Source organism: Dactylosporangium sp. NPDC050588, assembly GCF_040654975.1.
Taxonomy (GTDB): domain Bacteria; phylum Actinomycetota; class Actinomycetes; order Mycobacteriales; family Micromonosporaceae; genus Dactylosporangium; species Dactylosporangium maewongense.
Map to the genome: position 1 here is coordinate 15,444 of NZ_JBFAJA010000006.1, position 16,086 is coordinate 31,529.

The 16,086-nt window shown below is 71.7% G+C and carries 14 protein-coding genes; 11 read left to right on the forward strand and 3 right to left on the reverse strand.

The window, feature by feature from the left end; genetic code table 11:
* Positions 1-29 precede the first annotated feature (29 nt).
* The 8 genes from clpB (at position 30) to AB0I21_RS05125 (ending at position 8,388) form a co-directional block, all read left to right on the forward strand.
* Entirely contained in the window at positions 30-2,624 is a 2,595-nt protein-coding gene (clpB, locus tag AB0I21_RS05090; RefSeq protein ID WP_360559152.1) for an ATP-dependent chaperone ClpB, read from the forward strand.
* 11 nt (positions 2,625-2,635) lie between these two features.
* Complete coding sequence (locus AB0I21_RS05095) at positions 2,636-3,004, forward strand: hypothetical protein (RefSeq protein ID WP_360559153.1); 369 nt, start codon at positions 2,636-2,638, stop codon at positions 3,002-3,004.
* Between the two features lie 69 nt (positions 3,005-3,073).
* Positions 3,074-3,739: a hypothetical protein gene (locus AB0I21_RS05100; RefSeq protein WP_360559154.1), complete on the forward strand. Its 666-nt coding sequence runs from the start codon at positions 3,074-3,076 to the stop codon at positions 3,737-3,739.
* Positions 3,740-3,842: 103 nt separating this feature from the next.
* Positions 3,843-4,637, forward strand: coding sequence for an SDR family NAD(P)-dependent oxidoreductase (locus AB0I21_RS05105; protein WP_360559155.1), 795 nt, complete (start codon positions 3,843-3,845; stop codon positions 4,635-4,637).
* Between the two features lie 340 nt (positions 4,638-4,977).
* Entirely contained in the window at positions 4,978-5,517 is a 540-nt protein-coding gene (gene pyrE, locus AB0I21_RS05110; RefSeq protein WP_344500802.1) for an orotate phosphoribosyltransferase, read from the forward strand.
* Positions 5,518-5,580: 63 nt separating this feature from the next.
* Positions 5,581-5,961 (forward strand): metalloregulator ArsR/SmtB family transcription factor, encoded by a 381-nt coding sequence (locus tag AB0I21_RS05115; protein ID WP_203848243.1) that lies wholly within the window; start codon positions 5,581-5,583, stop codon positions 5,959-5,961.
* Position 5,962: 1 nt separating this feature from the next.
* Entirely contained in the window at positions 5,963-6,601 is a 639-nt protein-coding gene (locus AB0I21_RS05120; protein ID WP_360559156.1) for a class II aldolase/adducin family protein, read from the forward strand.
* A gap of 140 nt (positions 6,602-6,741) precedes the next feature.
* The gene (locus AB0I21_RS05125; RefSeq protein WP_360559157.1) at positions 6,742-8,388 is read left to right on the forward strand and encodes a VWA domain-containing protein; all 1,647 of its coding nucleotides are present in this window, start codon (positions 6,742-6,744) and stop codon (positions 8,386-8,388) included.
* Positions 8,389-8,390: 2 nt separating this feature from the next.
* On the opposite strand, the gene AB0I21_RS05130 is transcribed toward AB0I21_RS05125, so the two are convergent.
* The 3 genes from AB0I21_RS05130 to AB0I21_RS05140 are packed head-to-tail and all read right to left on the reverse strand — an operon-like array spanning position 8,391 to position 13,016.
* Complete coding sequence (locus AB0I21_RS05130) at positions 8,391-9,128, reverse strand: VTT domain-containing protein (protein ID WP_344500810.1); 738 nt, start codon at positions 9,126-9,128, stop codon at positions 8,391-8,393.
* 25 nt (positions 9,129-9,153) lie between these two features.
* Positions 9,154-11,652 (reverse strand): polynucleotide kinase-phosphatase, encoded by a 2,499-nt coding sequence (locus AB0I21_RS05135; RefSeq protein WP_360559158.1) that lies wholly within the window; start codon positions 11,650-11,652, stop codon positions 9,154-9,156.
* Positions 11,649-13,016: a 3' terminal RNA ribose 2'-O-methyltransferase Hen1 gene (locus tag AB0I21_RS05140; protein WP_360559159.1), complete on the reverse strand. Its 1,368-nt coding sequence runs from the start codon at positions 13,014-13,016 to the stop codon at positions 11,649-11,651. Before AB0I21_RS05140 ends, AB0I21_RS05135 begins: the two co-directional genes overlap by 4 nt.
* A gap of 65 nt (positions 13,017-13,081) precedes the next feature.
* Between AB0I21_RS05140 and amrS the strand changes: the two genes are divergently transcribed.
* The 3 genes from amrS (at position 13,082) to AB0I21_RS05155 (ending at position 16,079) form a co-directional block, all read left to right on the forward strand.
* The gene (gene amrS, locus AB0I21_RS05145) at positions 13,082-14,146 is read left to right on the forward strand and encodes an AmmeMemoRadiSam system radical SAM enzyme (protein WP_360559160.1); all 1,065 of its coding nucleotides are present in this window, start codon (positions 13,082-13,084) and stop codon (positions 14,144-14,146) included.
* Positions 14,143-15,021 (forward strand): AmmeMemoRadiSam system protein B, encoded by an 879-nt coding sequence (gene amrB / locus AB0I21_RS05150; protein WP_360559161.1) that lies wholly within the window; start codon positions 14,143-14,145, stop codon positions 15,019-15,021. The genes amrS and amrB overlap by 4 nt, the downstream gene beginning before the upstream one ends.
* A 140-nt stretch (positions 15,022-15,161) precedes the next feature.
* Entirely contained in the window at positions 15,162-16,079 is a 918-nt protein-coding gene (locus AB0I21_RS05155) for a phytanoyl-CoA dioxygenase family protein (RefSeq protein ID WP_360559162.1), read from the forward strand.
* The last annotated feature ends 7 nt before the right edge of the window (positions 16,080-16,086 follow it).

The following is a 16,086-nucleotide window of genomic DNA, read 5'->3' on the forward strand; positions in this document are numbered from 1 at the left end:
GCACAGGTATGGACCGGAACGAGGAGCCGATGAACGCCGAACGCCTGACCACCAAGAGTCGCGAGGTCATCAAGGCCGCCGTTGACGCGGCGAGCCAGCGCGGACACGCGACCGTCGAACCATGGCACCTGCTGCTGGCGCTGCTGGACACGGGCGGCTCGACTGCCGCGGGCCTGCTGCGCGCCGTGGGCGCCAACCCCGCCGACATCCGCCGCGCCGCGCTGCACGCCGTGGACCGGCTACCCAGCGCCAAGGGCTCCAGCGTGGTCGAGCCCAACGTCGCCCGCGAGTTCGCCAATGCGATCGCGGCCGCGGAGCAGATCGCCCGCCCGCTCGGCGACGAGTACACCTCGACCGAGCACCTGCTGGCCGGCCTGGCCCGGGTCGGCGGCGCGGTCGCCGCCCGCCTCAAGGAGTCCGGGGCCACCGAGGAGACCCTGGTCGCCGCGTTCCCGCAGGTCCGCGGCGGTGACCGGCGTGTCACCACGGCCGACCCGGAGCAGACCTTCCAGGCCCTGGAGAAGTACGGTGTCGACCTGACCCAGGCCGCCCGCGACGGCAAGATCGATCCGGTCATCGGCCGGGACTCCGAGATCCGCCGGGTGATCCAGGTGCTGTCCCGCCGCACCAAGAACAACCCCGTGCTGATCGGCGAGCCGGGCGTCGGCAAGACCGCGATCGTCGAGGGCCTGGCCCAGCGGATCGTGGCCGGCGACGTGCCCGAGTCCCTGCGCGACAAGCGCCTGGTCAGCCTCGACCTGGCGGCCATGGTCGCCGGCGCGCAATACCGTGGCCAGTTCGAGGAGCGCCTCAAGTCCGTCCTGGAGGAGATCAAGGGCTCAGACGGGCAGGTCATCACGTTCCTCGACGAGCTGCACACGATCGTCGGCGCCGGCAAGGGCGAGGGCTCGATGGACGCCGGCAACATGCTGAAGCCGATGCTGGCCCGCGGCGAGCTGCGGATGGTCGGCGCGACCACCCTGGACGAATACCGCGAGCACATCGAGAAGGACCCCGCGCTGGAGCGCCGGTTCCAGCCGGTCGTGGTCGGCGAGCCGTCGATCGAGGACACCATCGGCATCCTGCGCGGGCTCAAGGAGCGCTACGAGGTGCACCACGGCGTGCGGATCACCGACGCGGCCCTGGTCGCGGCGGCCACGCTCTCCGACCGGTACATCAGCGACCGCTTCCTCCCGGACAAGGCGATCGACCTGGTCGACGAGTCCGCCTCGCGGCTGCGCATGGAGATCGACTCCCGGCCCGTCGAGGTGGACGAGGTCGAGCGGACCGTGCGGCGGCTGGAGATCGAGGAGATGGCGCTGGCCAAGGAGCCCGACGCCGCCTCCGCGGAGCGGCTGGAGCGGCTGCGCGCCGAGCTGGCCGACCGTCGCGAGCACCTGACCGCGCTGACCGAGCGCTGGCAGAACGAGAAGCAGCACATCTCCGCCGTCTCCTCGATCAAGGAGCAGCTGGAGCAGCTGCGCGGCGAGGCCGACCGGGCCGAGCGCGACCTCGACCTCGCGAAGGCCTCGGAGCTGCGGTATGGGCGGATCCGCGACCTCGAGCAGGAGCTGCGCACCGCGGAGGTCGAGCTCGAGGAGCTGCAGTCCGCCGGCTCGATGCTGAAGGAGGAGGTCTCCGCCGACGACATCGCGGCGGTGGTCGCCTCGTGGACGGGCATCCCCGCCGGCCGGCTGCTGGAGGGCGAGACCGCCAAGCTGCTGCGGATGGAGGAGTCGCTGCGCAGCCGGGTCATCGGCCAGGAGGCCGCGGTGCAGGCCGTCTCCGACGCGGTGCGCCGCGCCCGCGCCGGGATCGCCGACCCCGACCGCCCCACGGGCAGCTTCCTGTTCCTGGGCCCGACCGGCGTCGGCAAGACCGAGCTGGCGAAGGCGCTCGCGGAGTTCCTCTTCGACGACGAGCGCGCCATCGTCCGCATCGACATGAGCGAGTACGGCGAGAAGCACACGGTCGCCCGGCTCGTCGGCGCGCCGCCCGGATACGTGGGCTACGAGGAGGGCGGCCAGCTCACCGAGGCGGTCCGCCGCCGGCCCTACTCGGTGGTGCTGCTCGACGAGGTCGAGAAGGCGCACCCCGACGTGTTCGACGTGCTGCTGGCGGTGCTCGACGACGGCCGGCTCACCGACGGGCAGGGCCGCACGGTCGACTTCCGCAACGCGATCCTCATCCTGACCTCCAACCTGGGCTCCGAGGTGCTCGCCGACGACCCGACGCTGACCAGGGAGCAGCGGCGCGACGCCGTGATCGCCTCCGTCCGGCAGCACTTCAAGCCGGAGTTCGTCAACCGGCTCGACGACATGGTCGTGTTCGACGCGCTGTCGCCCGCCGACCTGCGCGAGATCGTCGACATCCAGCTGCGGGCGCTCGGCCGGCGGCTGGCCGAGCGGCGGCTGACGCTGGACGTCACCGACGCGGCGCGTGACTGGCTCGCCAGTCTGGGGTATGACTCGGTGTATGGCGCCCGCCCGCTGCGGCGCCTGGTCCAGACGTCCATCGGCGACCAGCTCGCCAAGGCGCTGCTGGCCGGCACGATCCGCGACGGCGACCGCGTCGTGGTGGACCTGGCGGACGACAAGAAGGCGCTCGCTGTCAGCGCCGGATAAGGACGAGGGCGATGCTGTGGAAGAGGAAGGGCGCGTTCGACGATGAGCTGAGCCAGCTCGCCGCCGCTGACACGCTGGCGTTCGGCGGGGTCGGCTTCGCCGGCACGCTCACGCCCGCCACCAAGGCGTATTTCGCGGTCGGGGAGGGTCTCCACCGGCACGGTGCCAAGCTGCGGCCCAAGCTGGAGGCGCTCCTCGACCACGCCACGCCCGCCGGCCGGGTGTACGCGGCGGAGCTGCTGACCCGCATCGACCCGGCGGCCGGCAGGGCCGCGTGGCAGCGCCTGGCGGGGCAGGACGCCGCGGTCAGCACGTTCACCGGATGCATGATGGGCAGCACCACGCTGGCCCAGTATGCGCAAGATCGCCTCAACAGCTGAGCCCATAGCCTGCGCCCGCAGCCCGACATCGATACGGTTGATCCTCAAGGTTTCCTGGGAGGAGATCCGATGGCATTCGCCGACCCAGCGTCTGGGCCGCGAGCCCGACCGTCCACCGTCAACCTGGCCGTCTACCTGCTCTACGCGGCGGCCGGGATCGAACTCATCAACATCATCATCTCGCTCGTCTATGCCGGTGCGCTCGCCGACGGCGCCAAGAAGGCCGTCGCCGGCACGTCGCAGGAGGGCGCCGGGTTCGGCGCTGGTGCCAACGGTGCCGTCACGCTGATCTTCGGCATTCTGATCATCGTCCTGCTGGTCCTGCTCGCCGTCTTCGTCGGCAAGGGCAAGCAGGTCGCCCGCATCCTCACGTGGGTGCTCGGCGGCCTCGCGGCGTGCTGCTCGCTCGGTGGGTTCGCCTTCTCGCTCGCGGGGGAGAGCCTCTGGGAGCAGGCGCGCAAGAACGACCCGAAGCTGCCGACCTGGGACAAGTACAACGAGCTGCTCTACTCCGAGGTGCCGGGCTGGTTCCAGCCGGTGACCACGGTGCTCGGCGTGCTGCTGATCCTGGCGATCCTGGCGGTCATCGTGCTGCTGGCGCTGCCGGCGTCGCACCCGTACTTCCGCAAGGTCGAGGCGCAGTGGGAGCCGCCGGCGCCCGGCGACACCGGCTACCCGGGTGGCTACCCGCCGCCCGCCGACGGGCCGCCGCACCAGCCGCCGCCGGCTCCGTAAGGCCGCACCGCCTCTGTAGGGCGACACCGCCGAAGCGGCTCAGCACACTCGAAGGCCCCGGGAGACCGGGGCCTTCGGCGTGCCCGGGACTAGATTGGCGCGCATGACCCAACGGCCAGTCGCTCTCATCACCGGCGCCACCGCGGGCATCGGTGCCGCGTTCGCCCGCGAGCTCGCCAAGACCCACGATCTCGTGCTGGTGGCCCGGGACAAGGCCCGCCTCGAGGCCGTGGCGGCCGAGACGGTGGCGGCCGGGGCGGGCGGCGCCGAGGTGCTGCCGGCGGACCTGTCGACGCCCGAGGGCTGCGACCTGGTCGCGGCCCGGATCACCGCCGCGGACCGGCCCGTGGACCTGCTGGTCAACAACGCCGGGATGAGCCTCAACACGCCGTTCCCGCGCTCCAGCGTGGAGCGGGAGGAGCTGCTGCTGCGGCTCAACGTCCACGCGGTCATGCGGCTGACGCTCGCCGCGCTGCCCGGGATGACCGCCCGCGGCCGGGGCGACATCATCAACGTCTCCTCGGTGTCCGGGTTCGCCGCGATGATGCCCGGCTCCACGTACCCGGCGACCAAGGCCTGGGTCACCAACTTCAGCGAGTCGACCGGCCAGCTGGTGCGGGCCGGAGGGCTCCGCGTGATGGCGCTGTGCCCCGGGTTCACCCGCACCGAGTTTCACCAGCGGGCCGGCATCGACGCGGGCAAGACGCCGCCGTGGCTGTGGCTGGACGCCGGCAGCGTGGTCCGCGACGCCCTGCGCGACCTGGGGAAGGGCAAGCTCGTCAGCGTGCCCAGCTGGAAGTACAAGATGGTCGTCTTCGGGGTGCGGCACGCCCCGCAGGCACTGATGCGGCGTGTCGCCCGGGGCACGAGGAGCCGCATCGGCCGCGATGATCATTGAGGGGGGCCAGCATCGAGCATGATTGACGTCACGATGCCGCCGAACGGTCGGACTTGTGCGGCGAAGGGCTGAGTCCCCGGGACAAGCCCACCCCAGAAGTGGTGTTCGCGCAGGTCAGGGCCGATGTGACGGGCTCCGGCGAGGGGTACGAACCGGTGAAACCAACGCGAATCTCCCTCATGTGTGGTTCGTTGACCCCTGTCACCGTCACCCCTCGCGTCACTCGTGGTGATCGCTGCGATCACCTTCGTATTCCTCCTTGTCCACTTGACGGCCCTATATTTCTGCGAGAGTGCGGGTCATCGATTCGCCGAGCAGATTTAGCGCGTACGCTTCGGTCATGACCGACCGTGACGACCTGCTGAAACTCGTGCTCGACCTGGCTGTGGTCCGAGGCAAGGTGACGCTGTCGTCGGGACAAGTAGCTGACTGGTACGTGGACCTTCGTCGCTTGACGCTGCACCATGCTGGTGCGCCGCTCGTCGGCCGGGTGCTGCTCGATCTGGTCGCCGACTGGGATTTCGACGCTGTGGGAGGGCTGACCCTCGGCGCCGATCCGGTGGCCACCGCGATGCTGCATGCGGCTGCCGCGCGGGGGACGGGACGCGAGCTCGATGCGTTCGTCGTCCGGAAGAGTGACAAGGCTCACGGTCTGCAGCGCCGGGTCGAAGGACCCGACGTGGCGGGCCGGCGGGTGCTGGCGGTCGAGGACACCTCCACGACTGGGGGAAGCGTCCTCACTGCAGTAGAGGCGTTGCGCGAGGCCGGCGCGGAAGTTGTCGGTGTCGCGGTTATCGTCGACCGTGGGGCGGAAAAGGCGGTCCGCGCCGCGGGGCTGAGCTATCGCTCAGCATTTTCGTTGGCCGACCTCGGCCAATAGGGCTGAAAAATTGTCGATTCGGACCTGCGTATATGCAGGCGGGTCGATGGTGTTGGTGGAAGGATGGAATACGTGGGAACTGCGCTGGCTGAGATGACCCTGCCCCAGATCTCGCCACTTGCTGGCGAGCCGATTGACCGCGCCGATGCCGAGCGTCTTGCCGGCGTCCTGAAGGCACTTGCCGACCCTGCCCGACTCCGGCTCCTGAGCCTGATCCAGTCGGCACCGGACGGCGAGGCGTGTGTGTGTGACCTGACGGCCCCGCTCGGGCTCTCGCAGCCCACGGTGAGCCACCACCTGCGAATCCTGACCGAGGCCGGTCTCCTGGAGCGCGAGAAGCGGGGTGTCTGGGCGTTCTACCGCCTGGTGCCCGCCGCTATCGGCACCATCGCCGACCTTCTGACGCCGCCGCGCAAGCGCGCGACCAAGAAGGCACCTCGGTAGGTTGCTCCAGCGGCCCGGCGACCTGCGCGACCAGCTTGCCCTCCTGGGGCGGGCGGTCGTGCGGTCAGGGCTCGTCGTGGGCTCGGGCGGCAACCTGTCCGCCCGGGCGCCCGGCTCCGACGAATGCTGGGTGACGGCTGCCGGCACCTGGCTCGACGGACTGTCGCCGGACTCGTTTGTTCGGGTCCGAATCAGCGATGGCGCGGCGCTTGACAAAGATGCCGCGCCATCATCTGAGCTTGGGCTCCACCTGGCGACCTACCGCGTCCGACCCGACGCGAACGCGATCGTGCACCTCCACCCGCAGACGGTGCTGCTGCTCGACGCGATCGGCGAGCCGATCCGGCTCGTCACCACCGACCATGCCTTCTACCTGCGGCAGGTCGTGACCACCCCGTTCAGCCCGCCCGGCGATCCCCGGGTCGGTGAGCTGGCCGCGGCCGCGTGCGCGGGTGGCGTCAACTGCGTGATCCTCTCCCATCACGGCTGCTCCGTGATCGCCGACTCGGTCGAGCTGGCCCATAAGCGCGCCCTCTATCTGGAGGAAGCCGCGCTGCTGACTTACCGAGCGTTAACCCTGGGTCGCACCCCGCAGCCGGTGCCGACCGACTGGCTGAACCTTCCCTCAGCAACCGCCTGACCTGCGCCTACACTGCTCCGATCGCGTCGACGCGAGCGGAGACACGCGGCAACGCGCGAAGACACGCGGAGACGCGAGCAGAGGCACGCGAAGACCCGTAACAGGGACGCGAGCAGGCGGCGAAGGGCACGGTGAGGCACGTGGCGCGAGGGAAAGCACCGTTGGCGGTCGCCGGGATCGTGGCACTGATCGGCGTCGCCGTGGTCGCCGTCCGAGCGGTGGCCGGCGGCTCCGGCGACTGCGACGGCGGGATCAGGCTCGTCGTCGCCGCGGCGCCCGACATCGCGCCCGCGGTCCGCGACGCGGCGGCCCGCTGGAGCGCCACGAAGCCCGAGGTCGGCGGCGACTGCGTCCAGGTGCAGGTGCGCGCCGCCGAGCCGGCCGACGTCGCCGGCCAGCTCGCCGCCCGGGCCGGCGGCGCGATCAACGTCGCCGCCACCGCGGTCCCTTCCCCCGCCGCCGCCGACGTGCCGACCGTGTGGATCCCCGACTCGACCGCGTGGCTGGTGCGGATGCAGGCGGTCAGCCGCGAGGCGTTCGAGCCCGATGCCCTGTCCGTCGCCACCAGCCCGGTCGCCATCGCCGTGCCCGATCCGCTCGCCGCCACGCTCGACGCCGCCGGCGGCACCGCGGGCGCCCCCCAGGTCGCGGCGCTGCTCGCGAAGGTCGCCAACAAGCAGGTCCAGCTCGCCGCCGTCGACCCGCGCCGCAGCACCGCCGGCCTCGCCGGGGCCGGCCTGCTCTACGACTCGATCCTCACCGACCCCAAGCGACTGGTCGACGTGGTCAAGGCGTACCGGTCGATCGCCGTCGCCGCCGACCAGACCGCTCTGGACAAGAGCACGGGCCCGGCCCAGGTGGCGCCGATGAGCGAGCAGGCGGTCATCGCCCACAACGCGGGCGGACCGGTCGTGCCGCTCACCGCCCTGACCGTGGATCCGGCGGTGACGCTCGACTACCCGTACGCCATGATCAACGGTAAACCGAGGGCCAACCTCGAGGCAGCGGGCCGCTTCCGGGCCGCGCTGACGGCGGAGGGCAACCGCGACCTCTTCGCCAGGCTCGGCTTCCGCGCCGCCGACGGCTCCACCAGCGCCGGCTTCCCCGCCGGCCGCGGCGCCGCCACCGCTCCGGTCACGGTGAAGGCGCTCGCCGAGGAACGGAAGATCACCGACATCCTCGGGTACTGGAACGCCACGACCGCCCCGTCGCGCGTCCTCACGCTGGTCGACACGACGTCGTCGATGAACCGGCCGATGGCCGGCGCCGGCTCCCCGTCGCGCCTGCAGGTGCTGCGCAAGACGGCCACCGACGGGCTCGCCCTCTTCACCGACGACAGCGAGCTGGGCCTGTGGGCCTACGCCTCCGGGCATCAGGAGGTCGTGCCGCTCAACCCGCTCAGCCAGGGGCAGCGGGCCAGGCTGACCACCGCCGTCGCCGGCGCCAAGGCCACCACCGCCGACGTCTGCGGGCTCTACGAGACGGTCCTGGCGGCGTACAAGGTGCTGAAGGAGGGCTACAAGGAGGGCCGCTCCAACACCGTCGTCGTCTTCACCGACGGCACCAACTCCAAGCCGGGGATGAGCCTGGAGACGCTGAAACTGGAGCTGGAACGAGCGACGGACCCGACCCGTCCAGTACGCGTGGTGCTACTGGGGGTCGGGCCCGACGTCAAGCAGCAGGAGCTGGCGGAGATCGCCGCGGCCACCGGTGGCCGGTCCTTCGTCGTCACCGACCCCGAGCAGATCGGCAACATCTTCCTGCAGGCGCTGATCAGGACCAGCTAGCGCTACTCCGCGGCGCGGTGGGCGCCGGCGCGGCCCTCCTCGACGGGGACCGCGGGGGTGCGGCGGCGCTCCCGCCAGCCGCGGAAGATCTCGATGAAGATCGGCAGGGCCGAGATCAGCACGATCAGCAGCACCGCCGGCAGCAGGTACTTGTCGATCTGGCCGTCCGGGATCGCGTCGTTGATCTGCTTCGCGAGGCCCCAGCCGACGAGCAGGATGCCGTCGGTCCACAGGATGCCGCCGATCACGTTCCAGAGGAAGAACTGCCGGGCCGGCATGCCGATCGTGCCGGCGACCGGGTTGAGGAACGTCCGGACGATCGGGATGAACCGGGCGAGCACCACGGCCTTCGCCGGGCCGAACTTCACGAAGTAGTGCTCGGCCTTCTCGACGTACTCCTTCTTGAACAGCCGCGAGTTGGGCCGGTCGAACATCCTGCGGCCATATTTGGCGCCGAGGAAGTGGCCCAGCTGGGCGCCGGCGATCGCGCACAGCGGCGCGCCGATGAGCAGCTGGGTCAGGCTCAGCCTGGTGCCCAGCAGCTCCTCGGCGACCGATGACGCGCCGACGCCGGCCAGGAACAGCAGTGAGTCTCCGGGGAAGAAGAAGCCCACGAGGAGGCCCGTCTCCACGAACATGATGATCCAGACGCCGATCACGCCGAAGGTGTTGAGCAGGCCCTTCGCGTCGAGCGGGTTGAAGGCGAGCAGCTCGCTGAAAGCGCGAGTCTTTTCTTCCATGGCGCACCAGCGTACGTGAGCCCGGCTACAAACGGGGATCGACCGGCTCGCTTTCACAGGCCAGCAGGGCAAACACCAGCTGGTGCACAGTTCGCGCGGAGCCTCCGGCCGCCAGCAGGTCCAGCGCCGCGAGCCCCAGGCCCTGCTCCCGCAGCGCCAGGTTGCGCTTGCGCTGCAACCCCCTGGCCCGCAGCTGATCGAGCCGCGTCAGGTAGTCGGGGCCGTAGATGATCCGCAGGTACTCCCGGCCGCGGCACTTCAGCGCCGGCTGGACCCGCGGCCCGGCGTCGACGGCCGGCTTGAGCACCATGCCCTCGCCGCCCGCCGCGGTCAGCTCCAGCCACCAGTCGGTCGCCGCCGCGACGTCCGTGGGGGACGCCGGGTCGACCACCAGCCGCCGGGTCGGGGCGAACAGGTCGTCCGCCGCCACGAGCCGGTCCACCATCGCCAGGTGCCACTCGTGGTCCTGGCGCAGGTACGCCGCGCCTTCCCCGGCCAGCACGTGGAACGGCGCCAGCCGGAGCCCGTCGAGTCCGTCCGTCGGCCAGCAGTACTGGCGGTACACCTCCGTGAACGCCGCCATCGACGCCACCCGGCCGGTGAAGCGGGCCTGCAACGACGCCACGTCGACGCCCCGCCCGGCGGCGGCGGTCAGGGCCGCGACGGCGGCGGGCAGCGCGGCACCCGCCGCCGCGGCGACGCTCGCATACTGCTCGCGGATCAGCGGCTCGGCCTTCGCCGACCACGGCAGCACCTCGGCGTCCAGCAGCAGCCAGTCGGTGCCGAGCTCGTCGAAGAGCCCCATGGCAGCAGTCCTGACCCGGTCCAAGATCGCTGATTCCAGCGCCGGGTCCCCGAAGAACGGCCGCCCCGTCCGCGTGTAGATCACCCCGCCGCCGGCGATGCCGAAGCGCCGAAGGCCCGCGGGTGGGGTGCGGCACACGACGAGGACCGCCCGCGAGCCCATGTGCTTCTCCTCGCACACGACCCGCGGCACGCCCGCCTTGGCATAGTCGGCCAGGGCCTCCACCGGGTGCTCCAGGTAGCCCTCGACCGCCGACGTCGACGCGGGCGCCATCGTCGGCGGCAGCCACACCAGCCAGCGCGGGTCGACCGCGAAGCGGCTCATGACCTCCAGAGCCGCCGCGGCGTTCTCGGCCGCCACCGTCACCCGCCCCCCGGGCGTCTCCAGAGTGCGCCGCCCGGTGACGTCGGCGATGTCCAGTCCGCGCTCCTCCGGCACCGGCGCGGCCAGCGGCCGCACCGGCTCGTAGTGCGTGCGGACGGCCGGCACCGAGACCAGCTCCCGGGACGGGTACCGCAGCGCGGTCAGCGCGCCACCGAAGACGCAGCCGGTGTCGACACAGATCGTGTTGTTGACCCACTCGGCGGCCGGCACGGGCGTGTGGCCGTAGACGACGGTCGCCGCGCCCTGGTACTCCTGCGCCCACGGGTAGCGGACGGGCAGCCCGTACTCGTCGGTCTCGCCGGTCGTGTCGCCGTACAGCGCGAACGCCCGCACCCGCCCCGAAGCGCGCCCGTGGTAGGCCTCCTTGAGCCCGGCGTGCGCGACCACCAGCCGCCCGCCGTCGAGGACGTAGTGGCTGATGAGCCCGTCGAGGAAGGCGGGCAGCACGGCGCCGAGCTCGGCGTCGGTCTCGAGCTGGTCGAGGGTCTCCTGCAGCCCGTGCGTCCGCTTGACGTTGGCGCCCCGCAGAGCCCGCAGCAGCTTCGCCTCGTGGTTGCCCGACACGCACAGCGCGTGCCCGGCCGCGACCATGCCCATGACCAGCCGCAGGACGCCGGGGGAGTCGGGGCCGCGGTCGACGAGGTCGCCGACGAACACCGCCGTGCGCCCGTCCGGGTGCCACGCGTCCGCGGGCCGCCCGGCGGCGTCACGGTCCAGGACGTAGCCGAGCCGGTCCAGCAGCAGCTCCAGCTCCTCCCGGCAGCCGTGCACGTCGCCGATGACGTCGAACGGGCCGGTCAGCTCCTTCTTGTCGTTGAAGAGCTTCTCGTACGCCACGACCGCCGACTCCACCTCGGCCACGTCACGCAGGACGTGCACCTGGCGGAAGCCCTCCCGCCCGAGGTGCTTCAGCGAGCGGCGCAGGTCGCGGTGCTGCCGCGACAGCACGGGCCGGCCGAAGTCCCGGTCGGGGCGCAGCTCGGTGCGCGCCCAGCACTCGCTCTCCGGCACGTCCAGGACGATCGCGACGGGCAGCACGTCGTGCGCCCGGGCCAGGTCGACCAGCGCCTTCCGCGCGTGTGCCTGCACGTTGGTCGCGTCGACGACGGTGAGCCGGCCGGCCCGCAGCCGCTTGCCGGCGATGTAGTGCAGCGCGTCGAACGCCTCCGCGGACGCGGACTGGTCGTTCTCGTCGTCGGCGACCAGCGCCCGGAACGCGTCGGACGACAGCACCTGCGTCGGCGCGAACTGCCGCCGCGCGAACGTCGACTTGCCGGAGCCGGAGATGCCGACCAGCGCCACCAGGCACAGCTCGGGGATCGTCACCGTGGTCACTTCTTGAACACCGCCATCTGGGTGGACGTGCCGACTTCAAGGTCTTCCTCGCCGATGCCGTGGCGCGTCACGGTGTACCCGTAGCGGGCCGCGACGTCGTCGCACCACGCGCCGAACTGCGCCCTGTCCCACTCGAACCGGTGGTCGTGGTGGCGCATCCGGCCGTGCTCCAGGCCGGGGTACCGGACGTTGTACTCGACGTTGGGGGTGGTGACGACGACCGTGCGCGGGGCCGCGTGCCCGAAGACACTGGCCGCGAGCGCCGGCAGCCGTGGCGGGTCGACGTGCTCGACGACCTCCATGAGGACCGCCGCGTCGTAGCCGCGCAGCCGGTCGTCGCGGTAGGTCAGGGCCGTCTGCAGCAGCCGGATCCGCGCCCGCTGCCGGTCGGGGAGGCGGTCCAGGCGCAACCGGCGGGCGGCCATCTCCAGCGACACGGTCGACACGTCGGCGCCGACGATCTCGGTGAACCGCCGGTCCCGGATCAGCTCGCCGAGCAGCGCGCCGGGGCCGCAGCCGAGGTCCAGCACCCGGCTCGCGCCTGCCTCGGCCAGCTGCCGGACGACCGCGGCCCGGCGCAGCGCCGCCAGCGACTCGGGCCGGGGAGCCCGTTCGATCACGGAGTCGGCGTCGGGATCCACGTCCGACAGCCGGGACAGCGCCTCGTTGGTCAGCGATGTGCGGTGCGCGAGGTACCGGCGGGCGATCACGCCCTTCGCCGGGTGCTCCGCCAGCCACCCGGTCCCCGCCCGGATCAGCTTCTCGACCTCGTCGGAGGAGACCCAGTAGTGCTTGGCGTCGTCGAGCACCGGCAGCAGCACGTACACGTGGTTGAGCGCGTCCGCGAGCCGCATCGTGCCGCGCAGCGTCAGGTCGACGTACCGGCTGGGCCCCCACTCCGGGTGCGCGGCGTCCAGCGGGATCGGCGCCGCCTCGACGGTCCAGCCGAGCGGCTCGAAGAACGTGGCCGCGTCACCCTTGCAGCGCAGCGCCGGGATCCGCAGCTCGAGGGGGATCGGGGTGGCGGCGAGCTCGGGCCGGTCCCGTGAGTCGCCGCGCAGCGCGGTGCGCAGCACCCGGCCGAGCGCCACCGCCAGCAGGCTCGACGCGGCGTAGGGCCGGTCGTTGACGTGCTGGCGCAGCGTGAACGTGTCGGGCCCCTTCCCGGGCCCTTTCGCACTGCGCGCCGCCGGATCCGCGTCCAGCAGCAGGGCGGCCGTGCACCGGTCCTCACCCGCCTCCGGGTAGAAGACGTGCGCCGTGCCGCCGCTGACCTCGAACGACTGCAGCCTGCCGGGATGCTTCACGAGCAGGTAGCCGAGGTCGGTCGCGGGCCGGTGGGTGGTGGTGATGGTCAGCAGCACCGCGTCATGGTCCCGCCGCGATTATCGGTGGGTCAGGTGGTTTTCCCGGGCGTACAGTCGGGCTTATGGCGACGGTGCCGACCGTGCACTGGCACCGGTTGGCTGACGGCCGGGTGCAGTGCGACGTCTGCCCGAGAGCGTGCCGGCTCCATGAGGGCCAGCGCGGGTTCTGCTTTGTCCGGCAGTGCTCCGGTGACGAGATCGTCCTCACCACCTATGGCCGTTCGTCCGGTTTCTGCGTCGACCCGATCGAGAAGAAACCGCTCAACCACTTCCTGCCGGGCTCGCCGGTGCTGTCCTTCGGCACCGCGGGCTGCAACCTCGGCTGCCGCTTCTGTCAGAACTGGGACATCTCCAAGAGCCGCGAGATCGACACCCTCGCCGCCTCCGCCGACCCTTCGCAGCTCGCCGCGGCCGCTGTACGGCTGGGCTGCCGATCGATCGCGTTCACCTACAACGATCCGGTGATCTTCATGGAGTACGCGATGGACGTCGCCGACGCCTGTCGCGAGGCCGGGATCAAGGCGGTCGCGGTGTCCGCCGGCTACATGAACCCGGCGCCGCGGGAGGAGTTCTACCGGCACATCGACGCGGCCAACATCGACCTGAAGGGGTTCACCGAACGGTTCTACGAGAAGGTGACCTTCGCCCGCCTCGACGCGGTGCTGTCCACATTGGAGTACCTGCGCGGCACCGACGTGTGGTTCGAGATCACGACGCTGCTCATCCCGGGGCAGAACGACGGCGACGACGAGCTGCGCCGCGAGTGCGACTGGCTGCTGGAGCACCTCGGCACCGACGTGCCGCTGCACTTCACCGCGTTCCACCCCGACTTCAAGATGCGCGACATCCCGCACACGCCACCGGAGACGCTGCGCCGGGCCCGCCGCATCGCGCTCGACGCCGGCCTGCGGTTCGTCTACACCGGCAACGTCCACGACCCCGACGGCCAGACCACGCACTGTCCGGGCTGCGACCGGCCGGTCGTCGTCCGCGACTGGTACGACCTGCGCGCCTACCACCTGACCGACGACGGCCTCTGCGTCCACTGCGGACACCGGCTGCCCGGCGTCTACGACGGCCCGGCCGGGACCTGGGGCCAGCGCCGCCTGCCAGTAGTTTTGTCATGACGCGCCCGGCGGCAGTGGCCGGCACGTTCTACCCGGCCGATCCGGTGGAGCTCGCGACCCTGATCGACGCGATGCTCGACGCCGCACCCCCGGCACGGACACCGGTCAGTACGAAGCCGCCTGGCACGTCGGGTGGCGCGCCGTCCGACCCCACGCCCTCGACACAGACGATGGTCACTACCACGTCCGTCGATGGGCTGGTGGCCTACATCGTGCCGCACGCGGGCTACCAGTTCTCCGGCCCGACCGCCGCCCACGTCTACCGCGAGCTACGCGACCGCCCGGCGCCCTTCGAGCGGGCCGTCGTCCTCGGCCCGGCCCATCATGTGCCGCTGCGGGGCGCCGCCGTGTCCACCGCCACTGCGTGGGCGACCCCCCTCGGCGAGATCGCGATCGACACGGACCGCGCCCGGCTGCTGGTCGACCGCGGGCTCGCCGTCGCCGACGACCGCCCGCACGCCCCTGAGCACTCGATCGAGGTGCAGGTGCCGCTGCTGCTTCGCGTACACCTGCCGAAACTGCTGCCAGTGCTCATCGGGCCCGACGATCCGGACGCGGTCGCCGCGCTGCTCGACGCCGTCGCGGGACCGGGCACGGTGGTGCTGTGCAGCACCGACCTGTCGCACTACCTGACCGAGGAGGAGGCCCGGCGGCGCGACGCGGCCACCGCGGCGGCCATCGACGACCTGGCGCCGGAGCGGATCGGCGCGGGCGACGCCTGCGGCCGGCACGCGCTGCGCGGCCTGCTCACCTGGGGCCGGCGGCACGCGCTGCGCGTGGACCGGCTCGCGCTCGCCACGTCCGCGGACACCGGCGGGCCGAGGGACCGGGTCGTCGGCTACCCGGCGGTGCGTCTCTCCCGCGCGCCTTACTAGGTAGACGTCGCGGACGGGTTCATCCGTTGCACGCGAAATGTCCAGAAATTGCCGCACGAACGGGCGACCACGGTCGTGGAGCCCGTGCCCGTCTGGTGCGGTGAGGGCGCCTGCGGACGGCGCCGGAACTGGAGACGGGGATGTCAGCGATAGCGGCAGCGCCGGACAACGGCACCGCGACCTGGACGCCGATGACCCGCGAGCAGCGCGAGCAGTTCGACGCGGACGGTTACCTCGTGATCAAGGGCGTGCTGAGCCCGGACGAGGTGCGCCACTACGCGTCGGTGCTGGAGACCGCGCACCAGCAGCACCCCCGCGCCGCGGACGGCTCGTTGCACCTGCTCAGCCCGGTTACCCACCATCCCGACCTGGTCGACCTGATCGACCACCCGGCGACGTTTCCGCTGGTCTGGTCGATCCTCGGGTGGAACGTGCACATCTACCACTCGCATCTTGACGTACACCCGCCGCTGGCGGCGCCGAAGCCCGACTGGTGGCACTGGCACCAGGACGGCGGCCGGCAGAACCGCGAGCTGGAGACCGACCCGCGCCCCCGGCTGTCGGTGAAGCTCGCCTACTGGCTGTCCGACGTGTCGGAGACCGGCCGCGGCAACCTGACCCTGATCCCCGGCAGCCACCGGACCAACTGGCTGCCCGGCCCGCCGACCCGCGACGTGCCGTGGCCGACGCCGGACGGTGCGCGGCAGGTCGCGGTCGACGCCGGTGACGTCGTGTTCTTCGACCGGCGGATCTGGCACGCGCGGTCGGACAACCTCTCCGACATCACGCGCAAGTGCGTGTTCCTCGGCTACACGTACCGGTGGATCGCCATCCGCGACGACGTCGCCGGCCTGCCGCAGCGCTCCTGGTGGTCGGGCCTGAACCCGGTCCAGCAGCAGCTGCTCGGCGGCGTCGGGAACACCGGCGGCGGGCACGGCCACGACAACGGCACCGACGGCGACCACCACTGGGGCCACTACCCGCAGACCACGCCGCTCTACGAGGCGCTGCGCGACCGCGGGCTGTTGGACCCCGGTTACCCTCCGCTGATTCCCTGACATTCGC